Source organism: Streptomyces sp. NPDC021080, assembly GCF_044333225.1.
Taxonomy (GTDB): Bacteria; Actinomycetota; Actinomycetes; order Streptomycetales; family Streptomycetaceae; genus Streptomyces.
In genome coordinates this window covers 265,850-291,647 of record NZ_JBIRQM010000002.1, presented here as the reverse complement: position 1 = coordinate 291,647, position 25,798 = coordinate 265,850, and the positions used below count along the sequence as shown (strand labels likewise).

General features: G+C 73.4%; 21 protein-coding genes and 1 pseudogene. 12 read left to right on the top strand and 10 right to left on the bottom strand.

Translation table 11 applies throughout. The features are described 5' to 3' along the window. The first annotated feature begins 178 nt into the window (after positions 1-178). The 7 genes from ACH4S8_RS05365 to ACH4S8_RS05335 all read left to right on the top strand — a co-directional run bounded on the left by ACH4S8_RS05365 (position 179) and on the right by ACH4S8_RS05335 (position 10,173). Entirely contained in the window at positions 179-1,375 is a 1,197-nt protein-coding gene (locus ACH4S8_RS05365) for a radical SAM protein (RefSeq protein ID WP_398391119.1), read from the top strand. Continuing rightward, positions 1,372-2,838 carry an MFS transporter gene (locus ACH4S8_RS05360; RefSeq protein ID WP_398391117.1) on the top strand — a complete coding sequence of 489 codons (1,467 nt, stop codon included), beginning with the start codon at positions 1,372-1,374 and terminating at the stop codon, positions 2,836-2,838. Before ACH4S8_RS05365 ends, ACH4S8_RS05360 begins: the two co-directional genes overlap by 4 nt. Positions 2,839-2,973: 135 nt before the next feature. Continuing rightward, a complete protein-coding gene (locus ACH4S8_RS05355) occupies positions 2,974-5,106 on the top strand; it encodes a prolyl oligopeptidase family protein (RefSeq protein WP_398391116.1) in 2,133 nt (710 codons plus the stop codon). Continuing rightward, on the top strand, positions 5,103-6,251 hold the full coding sequence (locus ACH4S8_RS05350; protein WP_398391114.1) for a glycosyltransferase: 1,149 nt from the start codon (positions 5,103-5,105) through the stop codon (positions 6,249-6,251). Before ACH4S8_RS05355 ends, ACH4S8_RS05350 begins: the two co-directional genes overlap by 4 nt. Positions 6,252-6,575: 324 nt before the next feature. Continuing rightward, positions 6,576-7,445: an arpA protein gene (locus tag ACH4S8_RS05345; RefSeq protein WP_398391112.1), complete on the top strand. Its 870-nt coding sequence runs from the start codon at positions 6,576-6,578 to the stop codon at positions 7,443-7,445. Between the two features lie 62 nt (positions 7,446-7,507). Next, a complete protein-coding gene (locus tag ACH4S8_RS05340; protein ID WP_398391111.1) occupies positions 7,508-8,353 on the top strand; it encodes a class I SAM-dependent methyltransferase in 846 nt (281 codons plus the stop codon). Between the two features lie 59 nt (positions 8,354-8,412). Continuing rightward, complete coding sequence (locus ACH4S8_RS05335; protein ID WP_398391109.1) at positions 8,413-10,173, top strand: choline/carnitine O-acyltransferase; 1,761 nt, start codon at positions 8,413-8,415, stop codon at positions 10,171-10,173. 39 nt (positions 10,174-10,212) lie between these two features. Here the strand turns inward: ACH4S8_RS05335 and ACH4S8_RS05330 are convergent, their stop codons facing one another. After that, positions 10,213-10,824: a GAF domain-containing protein gene (locus ACH4S8_RS05330; RefSeq protein WP_398391107.1), complete on the bottom strand. Its 612-nt coding sequence runs from the start codon at positions 10,822-10,824 to the stop codon at positions 10,213-10,215. A gap of 152 nt (positions 10,825-10,976) precedes the next feature. On the opposite strand from ACH4S8_RS05330, the pseudogene ACH4S8_RS05325 reads away from it, so the two are divergent. Then, positions 10,977-12,172, top strand: a pseudogene (locus tag ACH4S8_RS05325) (RNA-guided endonuclease InsQ/TnpB family protein). Between the two features lie 29 nt (positions 12,173-12,201). Here ACH4S8_RS05325 and ACH4S8_RS05320 read toward each other — a convergent pair. From ACH4S8_RS05320 to ACH4S8_RS05300, 5 genes are read right to left on the bottom strand one after another with little or no spacing between them, the layout of a single operon-like run. Further along, positions 12,202-13,062 (bottom strand): S8 family peptidase, encoded by an 861-nt coding sequence (locus ACH4S8_RS05320; protein WP_398391105.1) that lies wholly within the window; start codon positions 13,060-13,062, stop codon positions 12,202-12,204. Then, positions 13,059-16,205, bottom strand: coding sequence for an AAA family ATPase (locus ACH4S8_RS05315; protein WP_398391738.1), 3,147 nt, complete (start codon positions 16,203-16,205; stop codon positions 13,059-13,061). Before ACH4S8_RS05315 ends, ACH4S8_RS05320 begins: the two co-directional genes overlap by 4 nt. A 29-nt stretch (positions 16,206-16,234) precedes the next feature. Beyond that, positions 16,235-16,444 carry an aroma-sacti cluster domain-containing protein gene (locus ACH4S8_RS05310; RefSeq protein WP_398391104.1) on the bottom strand — a complete coding sequence of 70 codons (210 nt, stop codon included), beginning with the start codon at positions 16,442-16,444 and terminating at the stop codon, positions 16,235-16,237. After that, positions 16,437-17,129, bottom strand: a complete 693-nt coding sequence (locus tag ACH4S8_RS05305; RefSeq protein ID WP_398391102.1) for an iron-containing redox enzyme family protein — start codon at positions 17,127-17,129, stop codon at positions 16,437-16,439. Before ACH4S8_RS05305 ends, ACH4S8_RS05310 begins: the two co-directional genes overlap by 8 nt. Further along, positions 17,126-18,193: a radical SAM protein gene (locus ACH4S8_RS05300; RefSeq protein WP_398391100.1), complete on the bottom strand. Its 1,068-nt coding sequence runs from the start codon at positions 18,191-18,193 to the stop codon at positions 17,126-17,128. Before ACH4S8_RS05300 ends, ACH4S8_RS05305 begins: the two co-directional genes overlap by 4 nt. Positions 18,194-18,712: 519 nt before the next feature. On the opposite strand from ACH4S8_RS05300, the gene ACH4S8_RS05295 reads away from it, so the two are divergent. Continuing rightward, a complete protein-coding gene (locus ACH4S8_RS05295; protein ID WP_398391098.1) occupies positions 18,713-20,500 on the top strand; it encodes a BTAD domain-containing putative transcriptional regulator in 1,788 nt (595 codons plus the stop codon). Positions 20,501-20,697: 197 nt separating this feature from the next. On the opposite strand, the gene ACH4S8_RS05290 is transcribed toward ACH4S8_RS05295, so the two are convergent. Then, positions 20,698-21,753 carry a LuxR C-terminal-related transcriptional regulator gene (locus ACH4S8_RS05290; protein ID WP_398391097.1) on the bottom strand — a complete coding sequence of 352 codons (1,056 nt, stop codon included), beginning with the start codon at positions 21,751-21,753 and terminating at the stop codon, positions 20,698-20,700. A gap of 98 nt (positions 21,754-21,851) precedes the next feature. On the opposite strand from ACH4S8_RS05290, the gene ACH4S8_RS05285 reads away from it, so the two are divergent. Then, positions 21,852-22,040, top strand: coding sequence for a hypothetical protein (locus tag ACH4S8_RS05285; protein ID WP_398391095.1), 189 nt, complete (start codon positions 21,852-21,854; stop codon positions 22,038-22,040). Between the two features lie 143 nt (positions 22,041-22,183). Then, positions 22,184-22,855, top strand: a complete 672-nt coding sequence (gene lexA, locus ACH4S8_RS05280) for a transcriptional repressor LexA (protein ID WP_398391094.1) — start codon at positions 22,184-22,186, stop codon at positions 22,853-22,855. A 99-nt stretch (positions 22,856-22,954) separates the two neighbouring features. On the opposite strand, the gene ACH4S8_RS05275 is transcribed toward lexA, so the two are convergent. Continuing rightward, the gene (locus tag ACH4S8_RS05275; RefSeq protein WP_398391737.1) at positions 22,955-23,878 is read right to left on the bottom strand and encodes a zinc-binding alcohol dehydrogenase family protein; all 924 of its coding nucleotides are present in this window, start codon (positions 23,876-23,878) and stop codon (positions 22,955-22,957) included. A gap of 112 nt (positions 23,879-23,990) precedes the next feature. Between ACH4S8_RS05275 and ACH4S8_RS05270 the strand changes: the two genes are divergently transcribed. After that, positions 23,991-24,434: a MarR family winged helix-turn-helix transcriptional regulator gene (locus ACH4S8_RS05270; protein WP_398391093.1), complete on the top strand. Its 444-nt coding sequence runs from the start codon at positions 23,991-23,993 to the stop codon at positions 24,432-24,434. A gap of 17 nt (positions 24,435-24,451) precedes the next feature. Here the strand turns inward: ACH4S8_RS05270 and ACH4S8_RS05265 are convergent, their stop codons facing one another. After that, a complete protein-coding gene (locus ACH4S8_RS05265) occupies positions 24,452-25,516 on the bottom strand; it encodes an LLM class flavin-dependent oxidoreductase (protein WP_398391092.1) in 1,065 nt (354 codons plus the stop codon). Then, positions 25,513-25,797 (bottom strand): hypothetical protein, encoded by a 285-nt coding sequence (locus ACH4S8_RS05260; RefSeq protein WP_398391090.1) that lies wholly within the window; start codon positions 25,795-25,797, stop codon positions 25,513-25,515. The genes ACH4S8_RS05265 and ACH4S8_RS05260 overlap by 4 nt, the downstream gene beginning before the upstream one ends. Position 25,798: the final 1 nt, after the last annotated feature.

Here is a 25,798-nt window from a genome sequence, read left to right as displayed (position 1 = left end):
GGGGTTTTGTCCCTCACGCTGGGGGCCTCCCCCCCCCGGTGGGGGGTGTACACAATGTTCAACCTGCGTTTCTGGGGGGCCCCGGGGGGGGGGCCCGGGGGGGGGGGGGGCGGCCCGCCCCCCCCCGCCACCGGGCCGCGCCCGCCGCCCGACTCCCGCCCTCGCTCCGGAGGTTGCCGTGCCCGGTACGCAGTCCGTCGCCGTCCCCGCCGCCGGGGCCCGTCTGATCCAGGCCGACAGGGGGTGGTGGTTCCTCGGCGCCGGCGGATACGCGCTGATGCGGCCCGGCCAGGTGCAGGCCGACGGCACCCTGCGGCCCTCGGCCGAACGCTATCTCCGCGAGGCCGGCCTGTACGACGTCAAGCCCTACACCTCGTACTCGCTGACCGTACTGACCAGCACGGACTGCAACCTCGGCTGCGGCTACTGCTTCCAGAACACCGCGCAGGACCCCAAGGGCGGCAGCCGGCCGCCGCGCATCCGGCACGCCCGGCTGACTCCCGAAGCCGTGGGCCAGGTCCTGGACTTCACCCGCGGGCGCATGGCCGCGGCCGGCCTGGACAAGCTGGCGCTGCTGCTGTTCGGCGGCGAGCCGCTGCTCAACCCCCGCGGCTGCCGCGACCTGCTCACCAGGGCAGGGAAACTGGGCACCCTCACCGCGTCGATGACGTCCAACGGCACCCTGCTCACCCCCCTGATCGCCAAGGAGCTCAACGCGGCCGGCCTCGGCTCCGTCCAGGTCACCTTCGACGGCGACCGGGCCGACCACGACGCCATCCGGGTACGGCGCTCCGGAGGCGGCACCTTCGACGTCATCGTCTCCAACATCGCGCGCGCCATCGAGAAGACCTCCCTGCGCTGGATGCTGCGCGTCAACGTCTCGCACCTGAACCGGCACGGCGTGGACGAACTCGTCGAACGGCTCGGCGCACACCTGGACCCGGCACGCTGCGGCATCCACTTCGCCCGCGTCGGCGACGTCGGCGTCGGCTACGCGAACAACCTGCTGCACGAGGACGGCCTCGTCGACGACTTCGTCCGCTGGCACGCCCGCGCGCTGGAACTCGGCTTCACCGTGGCCCGTCCGCGCGCCCATGTCCCCTGCCAGGCCTGTTCGTTCACCGACGGCCGCTACGGCGCGGTCGTCAACGCCGACGGTGTGCTGGCCAGTTGCTGGGAGACAGCGGGCAAGCCCGGCATGGAGGTCGGCACCATCACCGACGGCTACCTCGACGCCGAGCGGACACAGGGCCGTTGGGTCAGCTGCCACGACCACTACCGCTATGACGAGGAGGCGGCCGTCCGTGCCGTCTTCCAGGACCGGGTCGACGCCGGCGTACTGGACTGCCTCGACGCCGTCGGACGGCTCGGATGAAAGGCGCCGGAGTCCTGCGGACCAACGCCGACTTCCGCCGTTACTGGGTCGGTTCGACGCTGTCCACCCTCGGATCGCAGCTCTCCCTGCTCGCCTTCCCGCTGCTCGTCCTGTCCATCGGCGGCAGCGCCGCCCAGGCCGGTACGGTCGCGACCTGCTCGCTGGTGACCCGGACGCTGCTGCGCCTGCCGGCCGGCCAGGTCGCCGACCGGCTCGACCGCCGCATGATCATGGTCGGGACCGATCTCGTACGCCTCGTGGCGCTGGCCAGCATCCCGCTGGTGTCGGCGCTGGGAGACCTCGGGCAGACGCACCTGCTCGGTGTCGCCGTGGTCGAGGGCGCGGCCACCGCCCTCTTCGCACCCGCGGCCACGATCGCCGTACGCGACGTGGTGCCCGAGAAGGACCTCACCGACGCGTTGAGCCGCAGCCAGGCCGCCATGGCGACGAGTTCGCTCATCGGCCCCTTCCTCGGCGGCTGGCTGTACACGCTCGATCCGATGCTGCCGTTCGCCGCCGACGCCTTCTCCTACGGTGTGTCCGCCGTGCTGCTGCTGCGGATCGCCACCCGGCCTCCCCGGCGGGTCGTCGGGACCGGGCGCGACAACCGGCTCACGGCCGGGCTGCGGTGGCTGACGCACCAGCGGGCCCTGCTGGCCGCGCTGCTGTTCGCCGCCGGCATCAACATCGTCTCGGCGGCGGCACAGACGACCATGGTCGTCTCGTTGCGGCAGAGCGGCATCGGCGGGACGGCGATCGGAGCGGTGATGGCCTGCGCGGGCGTCGGCGGGATGCTCGGCGCCGCCGCGGCGCCGCGGCTGATCAAGCGGATCCCCGCCGCCCGTCTGTTCCTGCTCATCGGCGCCGTCTGGGCGCTCGGCCTCGCCGTCTTCTCCGGGACCACGCACCCCTGGGTGATCGGCCCGGTCCTGGTCGTGGTCGTCTTCTTCAGCCCGCCGGCCGGCATCGTCGTCGGCCGCGCGATGCTGGTGCTCGCCCCCCGGGACCTGCTCGGCAGGGTCAGCACCGCGACCGGGCTGCTGATGGCCGGTCTCGCCTCCCTCGGACCGCTCCTGGCCGGTTCCTTCGTGGATTCCCTCGGGGCGAGCCGCACCTGGCTGGCCCTCGCCGGCACCGCGGCGGTGGTCACGGTGCTGTCCTCCGTGCCCCTGCTGCGCGAGACCAGCCTCGACGCCGTGGCGGACGACGCGAAGAAGGCCGATACCGCCGGCACCTCCCCTCGTCTCCCGGACGTGCCCGAGCCCGCGGACACCGGCGCGCCCTCGGGCCTCGTCGACCCGCCCGACCCCGTGGGCGCGAGCCGTGCGGACCGGCCGGCGGCCGAGGCGTACGACCGCATGGCGGTCGAGGCGCACGGCGAGCGGCCCCCCGCGGACGACTCCGGACCGGAGGACCCGTTCCCGACGCCTCCCGTACGACGCCCGGGCACCGGCGGCACTTGAGTCCCTGTCCGGTACGACGCCAGGGTGTCGCCGGCGCCTGAGCCCCAGGCCCGGTGCGACGCCCGGACGTTGGCGGCGCCAGAGCCCCGTCCCCTTCACGTGACCGACGTGATCCGTTCTCCCTGGAGCGCCGCGATGACCCAGTCCCCGCCCCGCGACGCAGGGCCGTCCCCCGCCCGGTACGCCTACCCGCCGGCCCCGCGCAGCGGACCGGAAGAGATCGTCCACGGACTGCGGGTGGCCGACCCCTACCGTTGGCTGGAGGATCCGCGGGACCCCGCCACCGCCGCGTGGTGCGCGGCCCAGGACCGGCTCTACGCCGACGAGGAGTCCCGCTGGCCGGCCCGGGACGAACTGCTCGCGCGGATGACAGCACTGCTGGCCGGAGGCGGCGCCCGCCCGCCACTGGTACGCGGCGGGCGGGAGTTCCACGTGCGCCGGGAACCCGGACGTGAACTCGCCGCGCTGGCCGTCCGCGAGGGAGACCGGACCCGGACCCTGCTCGACCCGCTGGACGTAGACCCGTCCGGCACGACGGTGCTCGACGCCTGGGAACCGTCCTGGGAGGGCGACCTCGTCGCCGTGCAGCTGTCCTCGGGCGGTACGGAGCACTCGGTGCTGCGGGTGCTCGACACGGCGACGGGCGGGACGGCTGACGGGCCCGTGGACCGGGTCCGCCGTTCCCCCGTGGCATGGCTGCCGGGCGGCCGGGCCTTCTACTACGTACGCCGGCTGCCGTCACGGCACTCCGGCGGCGGAGTGCCGCCCCGCCGCGTGTATCTGCACCGGGTCGGCACACCGGCCGACCAGGACGTGGAGATCTTCGGAGCCGGGCGGTCGGACACCCAGTACTACACGGTGGCCACCGCGCCCGACGGCCGGCTCCTGGTCGTCGGCGCCAGCGAGGGCACCTCCCCGCGCACCGACCTGTGGACCGCCGACCTGACCGGCACCGGTCCCGACCGGCCCGACCTGCGCCGCCTCCAGCACGGCGCCGACGGCCGTACCGCCGTCCGCCTCGGACCCGGCGGAGGACCCCTGCTGCTGCGGACCACCGCGGGCGCCCCGCGCGGCCGGATCGCCGCGGCCCCTCGCGAGGCCGCGGACCCCCGCGAGTGGCGCACCCTGGTCCCCGAGCAACCCGGCACCGTACTGCAGGACTTCGCGGTCCTGGGCGGTCCCGCACTGGACCGGCCGCTGCTGGCCGTCGTACGAACCCGGCACGCGGTGGGCGAGTTGACCCTGCACGACGCCCGGACCGGCGCCCGCACCGGGACCGTACCCCTGCCCGGACGGGGAACGGTGACGACCCTGACCGCTCGTCAGGAACCGGGACACGAACTGTGGTTCGCCTACACCGACCACGTCACACCCGCCACCGTCCTGCACTACGACGCCGTCACCGGACGCCTGTGCCCCTGGACGGGCGGCTCCCCCGCGGTGGCCCCCGCCGAGGGCGTGAACGTCACCCAGGAGGTCGTGACCTCCCGCGACGGCACCGAGGTCCGCATGTTCGTCCTGTCCCCCACGGGCCGCCCCGATCGGCCCCGCCCCGCCGTCCTCACCGGCTACGGCGGCTTCGGCGCCTCCATGACCCCCGGCTTCACCCCCCAGGCCCTGCCCTGGGTGCGCGCGGGCGGGGTGTACGCGGTGGCCTGCGTCAGAGGCGGCGGCGAGGAGGGCGAGGAATGGCACCGGGCCGGACGCCGCGAGCACAAGCACAACACCTTCGACGACTTCGACGCGGCGGCCGACCAATTGCTCCGTGACGGATGGGCCGCACCCGGCCGGCTCGGCGTGCTCGGCAGCTCCAACGGCGGCCTGCTCGCCGCCGCCGCCCTGACCCGCCGCCCGGAGACCTACGCGGCCGTCGTGTGCGCGGCCCCCCTGCTCGACATGGCCCGCTACGAACGGTCGGGAATGGGCGTGAGCTGGCGCGACGAATACGGAAGCGCGGCCGACCCCGCCCGGTTCGCGGACCTCCTCTCGTACTCGCCCTACCACCAGGTCCGCGAAGGCGCGGCCTACCCGGCCGTCCTGCTGGCCGTCTTCGACGGCGACACCCGCGTCGACCCCGCCCACGCCCGCAAGATGTGCGCCGCCCTGCAATGGGCCGGCACCGGCGACGCGCCGGTCGTGCTGCGCACCGAACGCGGCGTCGGACACGCCGCCCGCGCCTCCTCGCGCAGCGCCCGCCTCTACGCGGACGTCATGGCCTTCTTCGCCCACCACCTGGGCCTTCATCTGCCGGGGGAGCCGCCGGCATGAACGTGCTCCTGTGCCCGCTGGGCGATCCGGGCTACCTGTACCCCGCCCTCGCGGTCGGCCGCGAACTGCGCCGCCGCGCCCATACGGTGCACGTCCTCGCCGGGACGGACGCCGCACCCGTGGCGACCACGGCGGGCCTGGAGGTGTCCGCCGTCACCGACGCCACGGCCCTGTCGGTCACCCATTGGACGGTCCGCGGGCCCGAGCAGTACACCACGGTGGCACGGGCGGTCCGGCGGCTGCGGCCCGACGTCCTGGTCACCTCCGTGCTCTGCCACGGCGCGCTCGTGGCCGCCGAGGCCGCCGGCCTGCCGGTGGTGGTGCTCGGACTGACGGCACACCTGTGGCCCTACCGCGACGGGGGCGACGGCCCGGCGGACACGCACGACCGCACCTGGCGTCTGACGGAGACCCTGAAGCACTACGAAGCGGTACGCGAGGCAGCCGGCCTCGCGCCACGGCAGGACCGCTTCCCCGACACCCCGCTGCTCGGCACCGCCTTCCTGCTGCGCGGCCACCCCCTCCTGGAGCCGGCCGACGCCGAACTGCCCCCGGCCGTACGGCATGTCGGCCCCTGCTGGTGGGAACCCGAGCCTCCGGCGGCCCGGCGGGAGCCGGGGCCTTCGGCGGCCGCATCGCTGCCGGACGCGAAACCCCTGGCCTACGTCCACCTCGGCCGGACCTTCGGCGGTACCTCCCTCTGGCCGCGCCTCAACGCGGCCTTCACCTCGGGCACCCACCGGGCCGTCGTGGAACTCGGACGGTCGGGCGCCCCCGAGGCCGCCCCGGGCGCCGACCTGATCGTCGGCCGCCGCCCCTGGATGGGCCCCCTCGTCGACCGGGCCGACCTCGTCCTGACCAACGCCACCTCCGCCCCCGTGCTCGCCGCCCTCCTGCACGGCAAACCCCTGCTCGTCGCCCCCAACGGCTCGGAGCAGCAGGTCCTCGCCGCCGGCTGCCTGCGCGCGGGCGTCGCCCACAGGCTGCCGGACCCCGGAGCCCCCGACGCGCAGCTGCGTGCCGCGGTCGAGCGGACCGCGCGTGATCCCCGGCTGCGGGCACGCGCCCAGGAGATCGGCGGCCTGCTCGCCGACGGCAAGAGCGAGACCCGCGCCGCCGACGCGGTGGAGTCGGCGGCACGCTGATCCCGCCGGAGGCCGTCGCCCACCCGCCGGCGGCGCCGGCTCCACGGGCCGACCCTCGCACAGGGCGCACCGGCTCCTGCACGACGGCCCGCCCGTGTCGACCCCTCGAAGGCATGCCGGAGCACACAGTTGGGCAGTGTGCCGTGTCACAGACAACGCGGCCGTCACTGTGGGAACTTCAAGTTCCTTTCTTGCCGGCCGAGTTGTCGAAGAGCAGAGAGTGGGGGCGGGCCGACCGCACGCGTTGCGTCGCCCGTCCCCGTGTGTGCAAGAGGCGGAACAGCGGGCCGGCGAGAGGGGCGGCTCGCATGTGGAGAGGATCGAATGCGCTCTTTGGAAGCCCTGACGCTCGATCAGGTGGTCGACACGGCCCGCTATCCCCTGTCGGAACTCGCGGGCGCCCGGGGACAGGCCGTGGTCTCCCGTGCCCGGCGCGAACTGTCGACACTCGGCTGCACCGTGCTGCCGGACTTCGTCCGCCCGGCGCTCCGCGATGTGCTGCGGCAGGAGTGCTCGGCCATCGCCCCCCGGGCGTACCACGACGTCGAGACGGTGAACGTCTACAACATCGCGGTGGACTTGGCGCTGCCGGAGGACCATCCGGGCCGGAAGACCTTCGAGCGGGGCAACGCGTTCGTCGCGCGGGACCGCGTCCCCGCGGACTCCCTCATCAGCCGGCTCTACTCCGACACGGTGTTCCGGGACTTCATCGCCCGCTGCTTCGAACTGCCGGAGCTGCACGAGCTGGCGGACCCGCTCTCCGGGCTGGTTCTCAACGTCGTCGCGCCGGGCATGGAGCACCCCTGGCACTTCGACACCAACGAGTTCACCGTGAGCATGCTCACCCAACAGGCGCAGGACGGCGGCGTCTTCGAGTACTGCCCGAACATCCGGACCGCGCGGGACGAGAACTTCGACGACGTCCGCGACGTGCTGGACGGCCGGGGCGAGCGGTTGACCCGGCGCCTCCCCCTGCAACCGGGCGACCTGCAACTGTTCAAGGGGCGCTACTCGCTGCACCGGGTGAGCCCGGTACGCGGCGGGATCGCGCGCCACTCCGCGATCTTCGCCTACAGCGAGCGCCCCGGCGTCATCGGGAGCGTGGAACGGACCCGGCAGCTCTTCGGCCGCGTGCTGCCCGAGCACCTGGCGGCCGAGGGCCGGGCGGTCCGCGGCGACCAGCTCCTCGACTAGCGAGAACGCGTAGTCGCCCCAGGCCGTTTCCCCCTGCGCGATCCCACCGAGGAGTAAGCCCCGTGCGTTTCGACGTGACCGGAAAAGTCTCACTCGACCACATCTACGACCAGCCCGATCCGCGCACCTACTTCACCGCGCTGCGCCCGCTCGACTACGGCGTCCCGCAGCAGGCCAAGCCCTACTTCGCCAAGATCATCACCGAGTACCGGGAGTCCCGGCACGTCGCGGTACCGAAGGTGCTGGACATCGGCTGCTCGTACGGGATCAACGCCGCCCTGCTGAAGTACGACGCCACCATGGACGAGCTGTACGCGCGCTACGGCGACGAGGAGCGCGCGGGTGACAGCCGCGCGGCCCTGCTGGCCCGCGACCGCGAACTGGCCCGGTCACGCAGGCCCGCGCGGGCGACCCGCTTCGTCGGCCTCGACACCTCCGGCAGCGCGCTCTCCTACGCCCTCGAGGCCGGGTTCCTCGACGACGCGGTGCACGCCGACCTGGAGGAGCACGAGCCCACCCCGCGACAGCGTGCCCAGCTCTCGGGCACGGACCTGGTGATCTCGACGGGCTGCGTCGGCTACGTCACCGAGCGGACGCTCACGCGCGTCGTCCGGGCGCAGGGCGTCCACCGGCCCTGGATGGCGCACTTCGTGCTGCGGATGTTCCCGTTCGACCCCGTCGAGCGCGCGCTGGCGGATCTGGGCTACCGGACCGTCCGCGTCGACGAGGTGTTCAGACAGCGGCGGTTCGCCTCCCCGCAGGAGCAGGCGCTCGTGCTCGACGGCATGTCGGCCGCGGGGGTGGATCCGCAGGGCCTGGAGGCGGAAGGCTGGCTCTACGCACAGCTCTACCTTTCCCGGCCGTACGACATCACAGGTACCGACGATCCGAATCGAGAACAGAGTTGAAGACCAGTCAGGATGCGTCAGGCAACGCGACCTTCGCCCAGGAGGACAGCCTCCCGCGCGTGCCGCTGCCCACGCTGGAGGCGAGCTGCGAGAGGTTCCTCGCCTGGTGCACGCCGCTGCTGACCGCCGAGGAGCGGTCGGCGACCGAGGCGGAGGTCGCCGCGTTCCTCCGGCCCGGCGGCCCCGGCCGGGTACTGCACGCCGCGCTGGAGGAGTACGACTCCACGGAGGGCGTGCACAGCTGGCTCGACACCTTCTGGCCGTACCGATACCTCGGCCGCCGGGACCGGATCGCCCTCAACGCCAACTTCTTCTTCCTGTTCCAGGACTCCGGCCAGGCACAGGTGGAGCGGGCGGCCGGGCTCGTCGCCGGGGCCCTCAACTACAAGCGGCAGCTCGATCAGGGACTGATCGCACCGGTGGCGCAGCGCGGAGCGCCCCAGTCGATGGTGCAGAACAAGTTCCTGTTCTCCACCACGCGCATCCCCGGCGCGCAGCAGGACACCGTCCGCGCCCCCTACACCGAGGAGTGGCCCGGCCCGTCCGAGGCCCGGCACGTCGTGGTGTTCTTCCGGGGCGGCATGTTCCGGCTGGACGTACTGGGGCCGGACGGTGTCCCGCACAGCCTGGACGACATCGAGGCGGGACTGCGCGCCGTGACGAAGGCCGACCCGGCCGGCACGGACACCTCGGTGGGCCACCTCACCACCATGGCCCGCGCGGAGTGGGCGGCCGCCCGGGAGTCCCTCCTCGCCTGCCACCCCCGCAACGCCGACGCCCTCGACGACGTCGAGACCGCGCTGTTCTGCGTCGCCCTGGAGGACTTCGCCCCCGCGGACGTCCAGGACGCCTGTGACCAGCTGCTGTACGGCGACCGCGGCAACCGCTGGTTCGACAAGGCCGTGACCTTCGTCGTCTTCGCCGACGGACGGGCGGGCATCAACGTCGAGCACTGCGAGCTGGACGGGACGACGATCCTGACCTTCACCGACGCGCTGCTGAACACCCCTGCCGAGGAGCAGTCCCGGCAGTCCGGAGCCCGCTCCCAGGGGCTGCCGGCGCTGGAACCGATCGTGTTCGAACTGGACGACGCGCTGCGGGAGAAGGCGCGCTCCGCCGCCGAGGCGTTCGCGGCGTACGGGGAGAACACCGCGACCAGCACCCTGTCGTTCACGGACTTCGGCAGCGGCGCGGCCAAGGCGCTGGGGGTCTCGCCGGACGCGTTCGTCCAGGCCGCCTACCAGCTCGCCCACCAGCGCGCCAAGGGGCACCTGGGCGCCACGTACGAGTCGATCGCCACCCGGCAGTACCGGCACGGGCGGACCGAGGCGATGCGTGTCGTCACCCCCGAGATGCCGGCTTTCGTGGCGGCGATGGAGGACCCGGCGGCGGACGCGGACACCCGGCGCGCGGCGTTCCGGGCAGCCACGGACGCCCATGTGGCGCGCGCGAAGGCCTGCCAGGCCGGACAGGCGCCGGAGCAGCACCTGTGGGAGCTGGAGCTGATCCAGCGCCGGCGCGGAGCCGAGCTCGGGGTGAGCGAGCAGCCCGCGCTGTACCGGACGCCGGGCTGGCTGACCATGCGGGACGACTACCTGAGCACGAGCTCGGCGCCGTCCGTCAACATCCAGTACTTCGGCTTCGGGTCGACCAGCAGCCAGTGCATCGGCATCGCCTACGTACTGCTTCCCGAGCGGTTCAACCTCTACCTGAGCACGCCGGAACCGGTCGCCGCGCAGATGCGGACGTTCGCCGACCGGCTCCGGGAGGCGATGGACGAACTCCGGGAGCTCCTGGCCTCCGGGCGGTCCGAGGACTGAACGGCCGGGGGCTGCCGACAGGCGCGGCAGCCCCCGGGCTCACCCCTCGTGCGACGCCTGGGGCGGCACTCCTTCGAGCAGGACGTCCCGCAGCGCGGCCACCAGCTCCAGACCCCGTGCGCGGACCGCCGACGACGGCTCCTCGTGGCGCCGGTCGGTGATGACGGCGAGAGCCGCCGCGGCCTGACGGGCGAACAGCGCGAGGAGGTCGAGTTCGGAGAGGCTGGACCTGGACTGCTGGGCGGGGTCGAGGACTTCGAGGACGCCGAGCACCCGGTCACGGTGGGCGAGAGGCGCCGCCATCAGCGCGTCCGGCACGTACCCCGTCGCCTTCGCGACGTCCTTGGCGAACATGCCCTGCTCCCGCAGGTCGTCCGCGATCATGGGCTCGCCCGAGACCAGCACCCAGCCCGCCAGGCCCCGGGCGGCGGGGAACCGCGACCCCACGAGGGACTCCTCGCCCTCCCCGGCCACGGCCTGGAAGACCAGCTCGTCGGTGTCCCGGTCGTGCAGCAGCACGGAGCTGGCCGCGGCGCCGAAGATGGCCCGCGCGGTGTCGACGACGGACTGCAGCAGATCGTGCTCCGCGCTGCCGGCGCGTGTCACGGCGCCCCCGTCGGTGGCGGGGACGAGGCCGGGGGACTGGGTCATCGGATTCCTCCGTGGATACTCCGCCCTTCAGGGCGGAGGGGAAACGGACTCCTGCGGAGCAGGGCGAAGAGCTGCGATCCGCTGCCGGGGCGGATCGCAGTGCTGTGGACAGCAGGTTTGATCGGCCCCTGATACCGGGCTAATTTGCGGACATGCCCAAGTACGTGAAGCGGGCGTACAGGTACCGCTTCTACCCGACGGACGCGCAGGCGGATGAGCTGTCGCGGACGTTCGGGTGTGTGCGCAAGGTCTACAACATGGCGCTCGCCGCTCGTACCGAGGCATGGGCGCAGCAGGAACGACTGAACTACAACGCCACGTCGGCGATGCTGACAGCTTGGAAGAAGACCGAGGAACTGGCCTACCTCAACGAGGTCTTGTCGGTTCCGCTGCAGCAGTGTCTGCGGCACCTGCAGACCGCGTTCACGAACTTCTTCGGCAAACGGGCGAAGTACCCCAGGTTTAAGTCGCGTAAGAAGTCCCGCAGAAGCGCGGAGTACACCACCAGCGGATTCCGGTTCCATGACGGGAAGCTGACACTGGCCAAGATGGCGGAGCCGCTGGACATCGTCTGGTCGCGTCTCCTGCCAAAAGGTATGAACCCGTCGACGGTGACCGTGTCCCAGGACGCGGTCGGCCGCTGGTTCGTCTCTCTCCTGGTCGAGGATCCGACCGTAGAGCCACTGCCCGCCACGGACACGGCGGTGGGGATTGACGTCGGCTTGATCCACCTGCTGACCCTGTCCACCGGTCAGAAGATCGCCAACCCGAGACACGAGTGTCGTGATCGGGCCCGGCTCGCGCTCGCCCAGCGCCGCCTGGCGAAGAAGGCGAAGGGCGACGGCGCCAACCGGGCCAAGGCCCGCCGCAATGTTGCCAAGATCCATGCCCGCATCGCAGACCGGCGCCGCGACCACCTGCACCAGCTGACCACCCGACTCGTGCGCGAAAACCAAACGCTCGTGATCGAGGACCTCACCGTCCGCAACATGGTCAAGAACCGGAGACTGGCCCGCGCAATCAGCGATGCCGCGTGGTCGGGGTTCCGGAACATGCTCGAATACAAAGCCGCCTGGTACGGAAGACGCCTGGTCGTGGTCGACCGCTTCTTCTCTTCCACCTGGCTGTGCTCCCACTGTGGCACCCGAGCTGAGAAGCTGTCGTTGGACGTTCGTGAATGGACGTGTGGTTGCGGCACGGTCCATGACCGGGACGTGAACGCGGCGAAGAATCTGCTGGCCGCCGGACTGGCGGTGACAGCCTGTGGAGCTGATGTAAGACCTCAACGGGAGTCCTCCCGGACGGGCGGTCGGCGATGAAGCAGGAAGACCTACGGCGCGAGCCATAGGAATCCCCTTCTTCAGGAGGGGGAGGACGTCAAGAGTCACCTCTGATTCCTGGTTCGCCGATGCGCACGTTCGCGGCGGAGAGGTAGAGCGCGTGTTTGATCTGGAACGGCGTCAGCTTCGGGCGGGTGCCGAGCAGGCGTGCGCACATCCCGCTGATGAACGGGGTGGCGAAGCTGTTGCCCGTCGTACGGATGGTCCTGCCGCCCGTCCAGGCCACCTGCACGTTCTGGCCGGGTGCGAAGAACTCCACGGGTGGCGCGGGGTTGTACAGGAAGAGACCGGAGTCGTCCTCGCGGTGCGTCCCGACCGAGATGACCGACGAGAACCGCCAGGGGAAGCTCTCCACCGGTGTGTTGTGGGCGGACGCCACCAGCGTGGTCCCGGTGAAGAACGCCTGGTCGGCCAGCGCCCGCAGGGTTTCGAGGAACTTCGGCCGTGTCGTCGACAGACTGAGGTTGACCACGTCGAAACCCTGGTCGACGGCCCACCGCAGCCCGGTGAGCAGGGCCTCGCCGCTGCCCGTGAAGCCCTCGCCCAGCACCCGCACGCTGTACAGCTCACAGCCCGGCGCCTGGCGCCGGACGATGCCGGCGCACGCCGTTCCGTGCCCGCAGGCGTCACCCGCCCCGTCCGGCAGCGGGCCGCTGTCGACGACGCGCAGGGTTCCGTCGGGGCCGGGGGTCACCTCGTAGGAGCCCTGGACGGCGCCGACCGAGGGGTGGCCGCACTCCACGCCGGTGTCGACCACGCACACCCGCACCCCGCCGCCGTCCGACCACGCCGAGGGGTCGGCGGGCAGGTCCGGCACCGTGTCGGCGAGCATCGTGAGGTCTTCGGGGGAGCGGTCGCGCAGGCTCCAGGTGAGCCCTCCCGCAGTTCCTGTGGTCATCCGGTCCTGCCTTCCCGTCCGGCCGGGCGTTGCCCGCCCCGGGCCGTGGCCGTCGTCTCGTCGGCGAACGCGGACGCGCGGTCCGCGCCCGGCCGGTGCCCCTTGGCGGCGAAGTGCCCCCGAGCCGTACGCGCCGCGCGCGCGGCCTCCGCGGTCTGACCGAGCGTGCGCAGCGTGTGAGCCAGGTCGAGGGCCGCGGTGCCCCGGACGACCGGGGAGTCCGTCTCGTCCGCCGCCGCCACGGCCCGGCTCGCGCAGGCACGCGCGAGTCCGGGCTCGCCGGCCAGTGCCAGGGCGCGGGCCCGCAGTCCGCAGGCGTCGGCGGATTCGGCCGGAGGCAGGACGGACCGCTCGGGGTCCGGCAGGGCCAGTGCCTCCGCCGGCTCTCCGCGGTCCAGCAGGATGCGGGCCCGCTCCCGGGCGATGCCGGGCAGGGCGCCACCGGCGCCGAGTCCGCGGCCGGCGCGGGCCGCCTCCTCCAGCAGGGCGAGGCCCCGGGACGGTGTACCGCTCAGCGCCTCGACCTCCGCGGCGAACAGCGGGACGAACAGCGCGCTCTCGGCGTAGCCGAGGCCGCGGGCCAGGCGCGCCGCCTCGTCCAACCGCTCGTGCGCCTCGGTCCGGCGGCCCTGCAGGGCCAGGAGCACGGCCAGCGGGCAGCCCAGCGCGGCCCGGACGGTCGGCCGGCCGGCGCCGTGGGCCGTCAGCAGTTCCTCGCAGCGGGCCACGGCCCGGGCGACCGGGGTGGGACCGCGCCACAGGGAGATGCCGACCGCGCCGAGGGCCAGCGCCCGTTCGGGTTCGGCGTCGGCGCGGTCGGCGTGGTCCAGGGCCCGATGGAGCAGTTCCTCGGCCTCGGCGTGCCGTCCGCGCCGCTGCCGGTCCTGGGCGATACGGACACAGGCACGGGCGATGCCCTGCTCGTCGCCCGCCCGCGTGAACAGCGGCAGCGCGGCCTCGGCCACCTCGGCCACGGATCCGTGCCGGGGGTCGAGCGCGGTCAGCGCGAGCCGGGCGTGGGCGGCGCCCAGCGGATCACCGGCCCGGTCCGCCGCGTCGAGCGCCCGTGCCAGCAGTTCCCGGCCGCGGTCCGGCTCGCCGCGGGCGACCTTCGTCTCGCCGAGCCGGCGTGCGGCCTCGCCGGCGGCGCTCTCGCCCGGAGCGGCCAGGCCGAGGGCCTGGGTGAGCAGGTCGTCGGCCCACGGCAGGTCGGAGCGGGCCAGGGCGGCCGCTCCGGCCCGGGTGAGCAGGTGGGCGGCGCGGGACCGCAGCGTGTCGGTGTCGCCGTCGTGGACACCCAGTTCGGTGAGGAGCCGGTGGGCGTGGGCCAGATGGGAGCCGACGGCGGCATCACCGGCGTCGTGCCGGACGAGGACCTCGGCGGCGTGCTCGTGCCGCCGGGCACGGACCTTCTTGGCCATCCCGCGGTACGCGGTCTCCTGCACCAGGCCGCTGCCGAAGCGGAGCACGGGGCCGGTGGACCGGGCGCGGCCACCGGCCTCGATGAGCCGGCGTCGGACCAGGCCGCGCAGCAGACCGCCGGGGGAGCGTGCCGGGTCCGCGGGCTCCTCGGCGCCGGCCAGTTCGGTCAGGTCGGCGCGCCGGAACTCCCGGCCCAGGACGGCGGCCACCTGCAGCAGGCTCCGCTCCTCGGGCGGCAGCGCGTCGATGCGGGCGCCGAGCAGGGCGTGCACGGTCAGCGGGAGATCGTCGCCCTCGGCGGCCATGGCCGTCAGATGTTCCAGGTACAGCGGATTGCCCTCGGCGCGGTCGAGTACGCCCTCCAGCACGCCGTGGCGGTGGGCCGCCACCTCGACCAGTTCCCCGGCGAGAGCGGCGGCCTCCTCCCGGGTGAGCGGTGCGAGCAGCAGCGAGGCCGACCGCATCCGACCGCTGCCCCAGCCCGGACGGGTCTCCAGCAGTTCGGGCCGTGCGATGCACACGAGGGCCACGGGGGAGCGGTCGAGCTCGTCCAGCAGCCGGTCGGCCATGTCGAGCAGCGGTCCGGACGCCCAGTGGCAGTCGTCGAGGACCAGCACGACGGGCCGCTCGCGGGAGAGCGCGTCGAGCAGGCAGGCCAGGGCCATGAGCGTGTCGTCGGCCGAGGGACTGGGGGTGCCGTCCGCGAGGAGACCGGACCGCAGCAGACGCAGCGCCTGTTCGGCCTCCGTCCGCTCGGGGGCGGGCAGTCGGGCGAGGGCCGCGTCCGCGCCGACGGCCGCGAGCACCTGGCGCACCGCTTCGGCGAGCGGCGACAGGGAGCCGGTCTCGCCGTAGGGGCGGCACCGGCCTTCTCCGTACGCCGGGTGGTTCCGCAGCCACTCGCGCAGCAGCCGGGTCTTGCCGAGACCCGCCTCGCCGTACACGGTCACGAGGTGTGAGCGTTGATCGTTCTCCAACTTGCGTGACAGCAGGCGGAGTTCGGCCAGTTCCTGCTCGCGCCCGATGAACGGCGTGTCGAACCGGCGCACCCGTTCCGGGTCGTCCTCGTGCAGGGCGATGAGGCGGTGGGCCGGGAAGGGGGGCGTGACTCCTTTGAGGGACAGTGATCCCGCGGACTCGGTGACCGCCGTGGGACCGGCGGCGTCCAGCGTGGCCGGGCCGACGAGGACGTCCCCCGCGCCCGCGTGCTGTTCGAGCCGGGCTGCGATGTTGACGACCTCGCCGGAGACCAGGGCCTGCCGGGCCGCCGGGTAGACACCGACCACCACCTCGCCGGTGTTCACACCGATGCGGACGGCGAGCCGCACGCCGTGTTCCCGCTCCAGCTCGGCGTTGAGCCCGTCGAGGCCGGTGACCATGCCGCGCGCGGCGGCCAGCGCCCGGTGGGCGTCGTCCTCGTGGCGCACGGGCACGCCGAACACCGCCATCACGGCGTCGCCGATGAACTTCTCCACCGTGCCGCCGTGCTCCTCGATCCGCGCCCGCATCAGCGCGAAGTACCGGAGGGTGACCGTGCGCAGGGTCTCCGGGTCGAGCCGCCCGGACAGGGCCGTCGACCCGACGAGGTCGCAGAAGAGCACGGTCACCACCCGGCGCTCCTCGGCCGCGTCGGTGTCGCCGGCGGCCACGCATGCCGTTCCGCACCGGGGGCAGAACGCCGCTCCCTCCGGCGGGGGTTCGGGACACCGGGGGCACTTCATGCGCGCGCCGCCGGTCAGCACGCCGGTCATCAGAACAGCGCTCCGCCGGCGATCTCGCTGTGCGCCTGCACCTCCGGCTCGGCCGCGTCCAGCCGCTCCTTCAGACCCAGCAGCAGGGTCAGCTCCTGCGCGCTGAGGTCCTGGAGCACCTCCCGCTGTTCGGGGGAGAGGCTGTGCAGCGGGAACCCGGCGTCCTCCAGCGCGCGGAGGCGGTCACGGTCGGGTGCGGGGTCATTCATGCGGGCTCTCCCCTTCGGTTGGTGCCGCGGTGATGCGCTCGAACAGCTCGGTGAGGGCGGCGACCGTGTGCAGTGCGCTGACGGCGACCAGGGAACGCTGTGCGGCGTCCAGCGGCAGGCGGTCGATCAGCAGGTCCAGGTCCGTGCTGTGCCCGTCGTCGAGATCCGCGTGGAGGCGTACGGTCTCGAAGGCGGCCCGCGGCAGCCCGGTCTCCCGTGCCAGCCAGCCGGCCAGCCCCGGCGCGGGCGCGTTGCCCTCCAGCACCGCGATGTAGCCGAGCAGGGCCACCGGGTGGCTGTGCTCCAGCCAGTAGTACTGCGCCCCCACCAGTGCGGCCACGGGGGCCGGGGGCACGGTGCCGGTCAGCTCGCCCGGCGCCGTCCCGGTCGCCGCCGCGTCGGCGAGCAGCCAGTCGTCGTGGCCCCGTTCCTCCTCGGCGTGCGCCCGCAGGTAGCGTGCGAGCGGCCCCGCCACCGGGTCCCCGGGCAGCGCCTCGCAGCGCCCGGCGGCCCGCTCCATCAGCGGAACGGAGGCGCGGATCACCTGGTGCATGGCGCGCAGGTAGCGCCGGTAGCGGTCGGGGAGCCCGGGGCCGGAGTGCCACATGCGGGCGGTCGCGGTCCGCAGCACGGGCTGTACGAGGGTGAGTTCGAGGCGTAGGCGTGCGAGGGCCGACGGGCTCACGCGGGCACCTCCCCGTCCCCGGGACCGCCCAGCAGGACGAGCGGTGCGTACCGGTCGCTTCCGTACCGGCGCAGCAGCGAGGCGGCTCCCGCGTCGTGCTGGAGCCGGGCGCCGAGCGTGTCCATCGCGCCGGCCGCGGGGCGCGCGCCGGACCGTTCGGCAGCGTCCAGGGCCGCGGGCCGGCGGGCCAGGGCACGGCAGTCCGCGCACGAGCCGACTCCGGCGGTACGGATGGTGCGCAGGACGGGCGAGTCCTGGCAGCGGCGGCGTATCGCGGCCCAGTCGTCCTGGGCGATGTGCCCGAGACGCAGGTGCTCCGGCACGGGGCGGGCGTCCACCACCCGCTGGTTGCAGCAGGCCGCGACGGTGCCGTCGAAGGCCACCGTCGGCCAGGCCGCCATCGCGCACGGGGTCGGGGGTGCCTCGGCGGGACCGTCGTACACGGCGTCCCGGAGCGGGACCGTTCGGGCGGCGGCCCAGCCCGCCGCCCGTCCCACCGGCCGGATGTGATTGACGAGTACGGCCGCCTGGTCCCGGAATTCGGTACGAATGGACGTGGTGACGTCCGCGAGATAGGCGTCGTCCGACGCGGTTCCCGCCACGTGGAAACTCACGTCGATTCCGCTGTCCATGATGCGGTGCATAGCGCGAAAGACGGCCGCGCGCGGAATCTCGCGTTCGTGGAACACGTCGATGCTCGCCGAGAAGTGGGCGACGTGCCGCAGCGCGCCCATGACGCGGGCCGGCACCCGGCCCTCGGCCGCGAAGAACATGCCGCTCAGGACCGACGTCCGTGTCCCGGCCGCCTCGGCGCGGGCCGCGAGGTCCGCCACGAGCGCGGGGCGCAGCAGCGGCTCACCACCCGTGAGCATGAGGACCTCCGGACGGTCCGCGGAGGTGAAGCCGCCGACGAAGCGGCGCAGCGCCCCGGCCGGGGTGTCCTCGCCGCGCGGCCCCGACGAGGTGGAGCAGTGGGCGCAGCTCAGCGGGCAGCGCCTGGTGAGGGTGGCCAGCAGCCCGGCCGCCGGCACCGGACGCAGCGCGATGATCTCCGCCAGTCGCATCTCGTCACCTCCGTAGGCCACCGGGACATGCGGGCTCAGCGTGCGCGGCACCGGTTCGGTCGCGGTTGGCGGGCGGTTCGAGGCCGGTACGCGGTGCGGGGCCGACCAGCCGAAGGACGGAAAGGGTCACGGGTGGTCGATTCACGACCGTTTGCGAGCATGGTCGCTCTTTGTCCCGGCGGGTGCGTTGCTGCATGCACCTTGAGCCATCCTCGAGTCCATGGCCCCCGAACCGGTGCGTGCGCATGCTGTGAAGGCCGAAGGAATTCCACAGAATTCCCGAAGGGTTCACGGCTCCTCGCGGATTCCCTCACCCCCTGCCGCTCCACGGAGGCTTTCGTGCACAGAATTCTTTCCCCCTGCTGTCAGAATTCCGACGACACCGGCTGGGGAAGGGGCTGAGAGGGCGAGATGGCCAACTCGCTCACGGAAAACCGCGGCGTGGCGTCGGATCCCGCGATTCCACGAGAGCCCGCGGTCGAAATCGGCGGCGAAAGCGCCACCGCCACTCTTCTGCGATTGGACGTACTCGGTCCTTTACGGGCCTCCCGCGGCGGTCGGCCCCTGGCACTCGGGCCGCTGAAGCAGCGTCTCGTCCTGGCGGTCCTGCTCACCCGCCCGAACACGCCGGTGTCCGTGGAGGAACTGACCGACGCCGTCTGGCCGGACGACCCGCCCCGTACCGCCCGCAAGAACCTCCAGGCGTACGTGTCCACCCTGCGCCGGGTCCTCGACCCCGACGACCTGGGCCGGCTGCGCCACGGCCCCGGCGGCTACGTCCTGCACCTCACCGCGGAGGAATGCGACACCCTGCGCTTCGAGGAACTGGCCCGGCGCGGCGACAGCGAGGCACGCGCGGGCGCGCCGAGCCGCGCGGCCCGGACGTACCGTAAGGCGCTGGACCTGTGGCGGCACGACCCCTTCAGCGACCTGGCCCCCCGTGCCGACGTGCTGCGCGCCGCCGTCGAACGGCAGCACACCCGGCGGCTGGCCGTCTACGAGGCCTGGGCGGAGGCCCAGTTGGAGATCGGGGATCCGGGCCCGGTCGCGGACACCGTGGACGAGATGGTGCACCGCCATCCGCTGCGCGAGCGGCTGCGTGCCGCCCAGCTCACCGCGCTGCACCAGGTCGGCCGCACGACGGAGGCGCTGGCCTCCTACGACGACTGCCGCCAGCGGCTGTCCCGGGAACTGGGCCTGGAACCCGGAGCGGCGCTGCACAGTGCCCACCGCTCCCTGCTCGACGGCATGGCCCCGTCCCGGCCGCGCGGCGGCCCCACCGGGGCACGGCTGCTTCCGCCGGACCTTGCCGACTTCACCGGGCGAACCGGGGAACTGGACCTCGTGGCAGCGCACTTGGACATCGAGGGCGGGCCCCCGGTCCTCGTCACCGGCGCGGTCGGCGCCGGCAAGACGGCCTTCGCCGTCCACGTCGCGCACCGCCTCGCCGCGCGCTACCCCGACGGCGTGGTCGCCACCCGGCTCTGCGCCGAGGACGGCTCGACACGCCCCTGGGCCTCGGTACTGGCGGAGCTGGCCCGCGCCCTCGGCCGCACCGAGCGACTGCCCGCCGACCGGGAGGAGGCCGCCACCGCCTGGCGCTCCTGGCTGTCCGGGCGCCGGATCCTGCTGCTCCTGGACGACGCGCCCGACACCACCGCCCTCGCCCCGCTGCTCCCGCCGTCGGGTACCGCCGCCGCGCTGGTCACCTCCCGAGGCCGGCTGCCCGGTCTGGAGCCCGCGCACCGGGTGGAACTTCCGCCGCTGTCCCCGAGGGAGGCACTGGACCTGCTCGGGGGAATCATCGGGCGGACCCGGCTGACCGCCGAGCACACCGCCGCCGTACGCATCGCCCGAGCCACCGGGCACCTCCCGTTCGCCCTGCGCGCGGCCGGAAACCGCCTGTCCGTGCTGCGCCACATGCCGCTCGGCCAGTACGCGGACCGTCTCGAACATCCCCTGGAGGCCCTGGACGAACTCGCGTCCGGCGGCCTCGGGGTCCGCGCCCGCCTCGCCGGGGCCTGGACCCGGCTGCCCGCTCCCGTCCGCGACTCCCTCCGGGCACTGGCCGCGCTGCCGGACGTCTCCTTCACCCTCCCCGCCGCCGCCCGCGCCCTGGGCAGGAACGGGCGGGACGCGCAGCGCGCCCTGGAGGAACTGATCGACGTCGGTGTCCTGCCACCGCCGTCCCCGCCCGAGGTGACCGCGCACACGGCCGCGGCCCCGGAGGCGATGCGCTACGAACTGCCCTGGCTGTCCCTGCTCCTGGCGCGGGAGCAGGCGGCCGCGCCGGAAGAGCGGTGCTAGAGCGTGTCCGTACGACAAGGCTCCACGCACCGCCCGCCCCGGCGGGGGACGCCCCGCCCACTCATGCCCACGGGCAGGCCCTGGTGCCGTGCCCGCCCCGGGCGGTCCCGTCGCACCCGGTGCCCGGGCCGCCTGCCGGGGCCGGACGGGGTCCCGGGGCAGGGCGAGATCCGGCCGAGGAGGTGCTCCCGGCGCTCTCAGGCGCCGCCCGCGGCCGCCGAGGCCGGACCGGAGGACTGCACGCGGGCCAGATACCCGGCCTGGAAGCGGCTGGCCGCGCCCAACTGCTCCATGATCTCGGCGATGTGCTTGCGACAGGTACGCAGCGACATCCCCAGCCGCCGGGCCACCATCTCGTCCTTCATGCCCTCGGCCAGCAGCCGCACGATGGCCTGCTTCACCTCGTCCCGGGCCGAACTCTCCGTCCACGCCGGGTGGTAGGGCTCGGCCAGGGACCAGGCGTGGTCGAAGGTCGCGCAGAGGTAGGAGACCGTGGACGGATCCTGGATGACGATGGCCGCGTCCAGGTCGTCCTGGTGCGGGATGAACACCGTCTCCCCGTCGAAGGCGACCATGCGGCCGAACAGTTCGCTCAGCGTCCTGATCTCGGCGCCCTCGTCGGTCATCCGCCGCGCGTACTCCTGGGTGGGCAGGTGGTAGCGGGCCGTGTGCTGGTACAGAGTGCGCATCCGTATGCCCCGCCGCAGCATGTCGCGGTCCTGCACGAACGCCTGCTCCAGCAGCGCCGGGGAGCGGCCGCCGCCGGGGTGACAGGTGCGGACCTCCTTGCGGCACCGCATGGTCGCCTCGGTGATCATTCCCACGACGGTCTTCAGGTCCGTGATCTCCGTCAGCGGCGCCCGCCCCTGCCGCCGGCCTTCCGCGTAGAACGGCGCCAGGAGGGAAAGCTCTGCCCGCAGCCGGTCGATCTCGGCGAGCTGCCGGCGCAGTCCCGCCTCCCGCGGCGCGACCAGTGCGGCGAGGGCCGCGTCCGGTGCCATGGCCACGAACTGGTCGGGGTTCCCGGGCAGTCGGCGCAGCAGCAGGAGTTCGGTCAGCGTCGCCACCGCCGCGGCCGCGCGGCTCTCCGGCAGCCCCAGCGTCGCGCCCAGCGTCACCGCGTCGCACGCCCCCTGGTCGCTCACCCACCGGAACACCCGGACGGCGTCCTCGGACAACCGCGCCTCGTGCGCCGGCCACCCCGCCGCCGTACGAACGTCCGGAATCCGGCCGTTCTCACCGATGCCGCCCACCCAACCCCCTCATCGGCCAGATGACCTCAACAGCCGCTGCCGTGGCCATTGTTCAGATGTGCGATGGAGTTTCCCAGACCCGCCCGGAAGGAATCACTGTGAAACAGGCCAAAGGAGCATTCGTCCTGCTCTTCGAGCGCTTCACCGTCCTCGGCCACCGGGTGCGGGCCCGGCAGCGCCGGCCCGGCGGTGACGGAGCCGCGGCCCGCGAGGTCCTCGACCAGCCGCCGCGCCCGGTGCGCGAGGGCGACGACGACGCGCCGACCGTCCCCACCCCGCACTGGTGACCGTCCGGTGACGCCGACCGCACGCCCGCCGAGCGGCCCGTTCCGCGTCGCGGTGGAGCGTATTCCCGTCCCGGCATTCCATGGGCACGGGACGGCGGGTTAGGGTCGGGTTCCGCGAGGATCTTGCACGGAGGTGTCCGGGGATGGAGAAGAGCGCGCCGGCACGGCGGGGACGTCCCCCGGGCGTACAGACCGTCGAAGGCGAGCTGACCGCCCGCCAGGCGGCCATCGTCCGGTACATCACGGAGTCCGTCGCCCGGCAGGGCTACCCGCCGTCGATGCGGGAGATCGGCCAGGCCGTGCAGCTCTCCAGCACCAGCTCGGTCGCCCATCAGCTGGGCGCACTGGAACACAAGGGCGTTCTCTACCGCGACCCCCACCGTCCCCGCGCCTACCGCGTGCGCCCTTCCTGGGCCCCCGATCTCGGCGCACGGAGTTCGGCTCCGGCCGAGGTGCCGCTCGTCGGACGGATCGCCGCCGGCGCGCCCCTGCTCGCCGACGAGATGGTCGAGGACGTCTACTCCCTGCCCCGACAGGTCGTCGGCGAGGGCGAGCTGTTCGCCTTGACCGTGTCCGGCGACAGCATGATCGAGGCGGCCATCTGCGACGGCGACATCGTGACCGTCCGCAAGCAGGACAGCGCCGAACACGGCGACATCGTCGCCGCCCTCCTGGAGGACGAGGCCACCGTCAAGGTCCTGCACCGGCAGGACGGACAGGTGTGGCTGATGCCCCGCAACCCGGCCTTCGCCCCGATCCCCGGTGACGGCGCCCGCATTCTCGGCAAGGTCGTCGGCGTGCTGCGCCTGCTGTAGAGCAGGGCTCCCGGTACCGGGCCGTGCGAGGCGCCCGGCAAGGCACCCTGGACTCAAGCACCCTGGACTCAAGGCGCCCGAATTCAGGGCACCCCGGACTCACGGCACCAGAACCACCTTGCCGAGGTTCCGGCGGGACTCGATGACCTCGTGGGCGCGCGCCGCTTCGGCGAGCGGGATCTCGGCGCACACCCGAGGGCGCAGCGTGCCCTCGCGATGGAGCTCCCACAGCTCGTCGAGCCAACGCGCGTACACGTCCGGCTCGTCCCTGGCGACGGCGGCCATCTGGAAGCCGATGACCGAGGCGCCGCGGACGAGCAGTTCGTACGCGTCGACGGTGCCGCCGCCGGAGCTGAAGGCGACCAGACGGCCGCCGGGGGCCAGGGAGCGCACCGCGGGACCGAGCAGTTCCCCGCCGACGCCGTCGAGGACGACATCGACGGGATCGCCCCATGACGCGTCCCCGTAGAGCACGACCTCGTCCGCGCCGAGGGCGCGGACGAACTGCGCCTTGTCCGCGCTGCTGACGGCCGCGACCACGCGGGAGGCCCCGCCCGCCTTCGCGTACTGCAGGGCAAGGGTGCCGATCGCGCTGGCCGCCGCGGTGACCAGGACCGCGTCGCCGGGACGCGGTCGGCCGGCCGCGTGGGCACCGCGTGCCACCAGCCCGCTGCGGACCAGGGCCACCGCGTCGACCGCGGTGGCCCGGTCGGGGATGCGGGAGGCCATCTTCTCCTGGACGACGGCCAGTTCGGCATAGGCGTGCGAGAAGCAGAGACCCGTGACACGGTCGCCCACGGCGTATCCGGTGACGCCTTCGCCGACGGCGGCGACGACGCCCGCCACCTCGCCGCCGAGAGGGACGGGCCCGGTGCCCTCGCGCACCTTGCGCACGGCCGGCAGCGTGACACCGACCGCTTCGGCCCGGACGAGCAACTCTCCCGGGCCGGGCTCGGGGACGGGGACCTCCTCGAGGAGAAGAACCCCGGGGCCGCCGCCGGCCTCATGGCGGACACGACGCATGGACACCTCCAGCTGTGGCATGGACGCGAAGAGAATCGTTGGGATTCCCTACGGATGTCAGCCTAGGTGGATACCGTTGGGAAGTCCAACGAGTTCGGGATACGGTGCTCCCATGACGCGTATCGAGGGCACGGGAGCCCTGGCACACATCCAGTCACTGCCGAGCTGGCTGGTCGGCCGGGTGGCGGCGCGCGGCCGGAGCCTGGTCGCCGAGGCGATCGCCGAGGAAGGACTGAGACTGCCGCAGCACGCCGTGCTCGCGGCGGTCGCCGAGTACGGCCCGGTGGCCCAGGCGGATCTGGTGCGCCGACTGGGCTTCGACGCCAAGGACGTGGTTCTGCTGCTCAACCACCTGGAGGAGGCGGGACTCGCGGTACGGCAACCCGATCCGCGGGACCGCCGCAAGAACGCGGTGACGGTGACGTCGGCGGGCGTGCGGACGCTGGAGCGCTGCGCGGAGCTGGCGGAACGGGCCAACGCCGAGCTGCTGGCGCCGCTCGGCGAGGCGGAGGCCAGGCAGCTGATGGAACTGCTGGGCCGGGTGCATCAGGCGTAGTTCCGCCCTGCGCCTCCTCACCGGAGCGTCTGGCGTTCGAGGAGGGGGAGGGCGCCCTGGGAGGCCGGGCGCCAGCCCAGTTCGGGTGCGATCAGGTGCCGCGTGTCGTGCAGGATCTGTTCGTACTCCTCCCGGTGGAACTCGTACGGCAGCTCCAGGCGCAGCTCCGACACCTGAGCGAGGACCGGGTCGGCACTCAGGTGTTCCAGGATCTGCTCGGCGGTACCCACCACGTCGGGAGCGAACAAGGTGCGCTTCGGGCCCTGGGGAGACAGGGTCCGGGCGTGCCGGGCGGCCGCGTAGGCGCGGTAGCGGGCCCGTCCGGCCGCGTCCGCGCTGTCGAAGGGCACGATCACCCGGCCCAGCGCCACCCGTGCCGGACGCTCCGCGCCCTGCGGGGACAGCGCCCGGTGGTACTCGGCCAGCAGATTCAGCTGGGCCGTGGTGAAATCGTCGGTTCCCTCACCGGTGACGATGTTGCCGGACAGCAGGCCGAGGCCGCTCTCCGCGGCCCAGCGGGCCGAGCGCAGGCTCCCGCCGCCGTACCAGATGCGCCGGGCCAGACCGGGACTGTGCGGCTGCAGACGGGGGCGCTGGACGTTGCCCGGCGAGTGGATCACCGTGTCCGGGCCGCCGAGGCGGTCGCCGCGCAGGTTGTCCAGGACGCGGGTGATCCTGCCGTACGACAGGTCGAAGCGGCGCCAGTCCCCGTCGTACACGAGGTCGCCGAGCAGGTCGGCGTGCGGCATGCCGGTGCTGAAGCCGATCTGGAGCCGGCCCCGGGACAGCACGTCGGCGAGCGCCAGATCCTCGGCGAGGCGGAACGGACTCTCGTAGCCGATCGGTATGACGGCGGTGCCGAGTTCGATCCGCTCGGTGCGCTGGCCCGCCGCGGCGAGGAACACGGCCGCCGAGCCGACGCCGTGTTCGAGGTGCCGCTGCCTGATCCAGGCCCCGTCGAACCCCGACCGTTCGCCGTACTCGAAGAGCTGGAGCGTCTCCTCCAGACCGGTGTACGGGTCGTCGTCGGCGAAGTTGCCCGGGGTGAGGAAGGCCAGGGAAGTGATCGTGGGAGTGCTCATGTGACGCCGGCCCTTCGGCTCGTGATGGTGGCGGTGGCGGTCGAGGTAACGGTGGAGGTGGAGAGGACCCGCCTGCCGGGGATCGCCGCGGGCAGTCCGCGGGAGTACTCGTGGCGGGGGCGGGCGGAAAGGCCCCCTCGCGGGGCCCGTCTCACGCGGCCCCGCGCCGTGACCACCAGGCACTGCGCCCGGTCGGCGGCGACCCCGCGGTCGTGGGTCACCAGCGGGATCCCCGTGCCCGACTTCTCGTTCTCGGCGAGCTGCTGGAGACGGTCGGCCACC

Bases quoted from the DNA above. Each gene is read 5' to 3' on its own strand.
- ACH4S8_RS05275 (WP_398391737.1), bottom strand. From the start codon at position 23,878: ATGCGTCGTGTCCGCCATGAGGCCGGCGGCGGCCCCGGGGTTCTTCTC.
- ACH4S8_RS05315 (WP_398391738.1), bottom strand. From the start codon at position 16,205: ATGAAGTGCCCCCGGTGTCCCGAACCCCCGCCGGAGGGAGCGGCGTTC.
- ACH4S8_RS05270 (WP_398391093.1), top strand. From the start codon at position 23,991: ATGACGCGTATCGAGGGCACGGGAGCCCTGGCACACATCCAGTCACTG.
- ACH4S8_RS05360 (WP_398391117.1), top strand. From the start codon at position 1,372: ATGAAAGGCGCCGGAGTCCTGCGGACCAACGCCGACTTCCGCCGTTAC.
- ACH4S8_RS05265 (WP_398391092.1), bottom strand. From the start codon at position 25,516: ATGAGCACTCCCACGATCACTTCCCTGGCCTTCCTCACCCCGGGCAAC.
- ACH4S8_RS05310 (WP_398391104.1), bottom strand. From the start codon at position 16,444: ATGAATGACCCCGCACCCGACCGTGACCGCCTCCGCGCGCTGGAGGAC.
- lexA (WP_398391094.1), top strand. From the start codon at position 22,184: ATGGAGAAGAGCGCGCCGGCACGGCGGGGACGTCCCCCGGGCGTACAG.
- ACH4S8_RS05350 (WP_398391114.1), top strand. From the start codon at position 5,103: ATGAACGTGCTCCTGTGCCCGCTGGGCGATCCGGGCTACCTGTACCCC.
- ACH4S8_RS05345 (WP_398391112.1), top strand. From the start codon at position 6,576: ATGCGCTCTTTGGAAGCCCTGACGCTCGATCAGGTGGTCGACACGGCC.
- ACH4S8_RS05355 (WP_398391116.1), top strand. From the start codon at position 2,974: ATGACCCAGTCCCCGCCCCGCGACGCAGGGCCGTCCCCCGCCCGGTAC.
- ACH4S8_RS05320 (WP_398391105.1), bottom strand. From the start codon at position 13,062: ATGACCACAGGAACTGCGGGAGGGCTCACCTGGAGCCTGCGCGACCGC.
- ACH4S8_RS05330 (WP_398391107.1), bottom strand. From the start codon at position 10,824: ATGACCCAGTCCCCCGGCCTCGTCCCCGCCACCGACGGGGGCGCCGTG.
- ACH4S8_RS05300 (WP_398391100.1), bottom strand. From the start codon at position 18,193: ATGCGACTGGCGGAGATCATCGCGCTGCGTCCGGTGCCGGCGGCCGGG.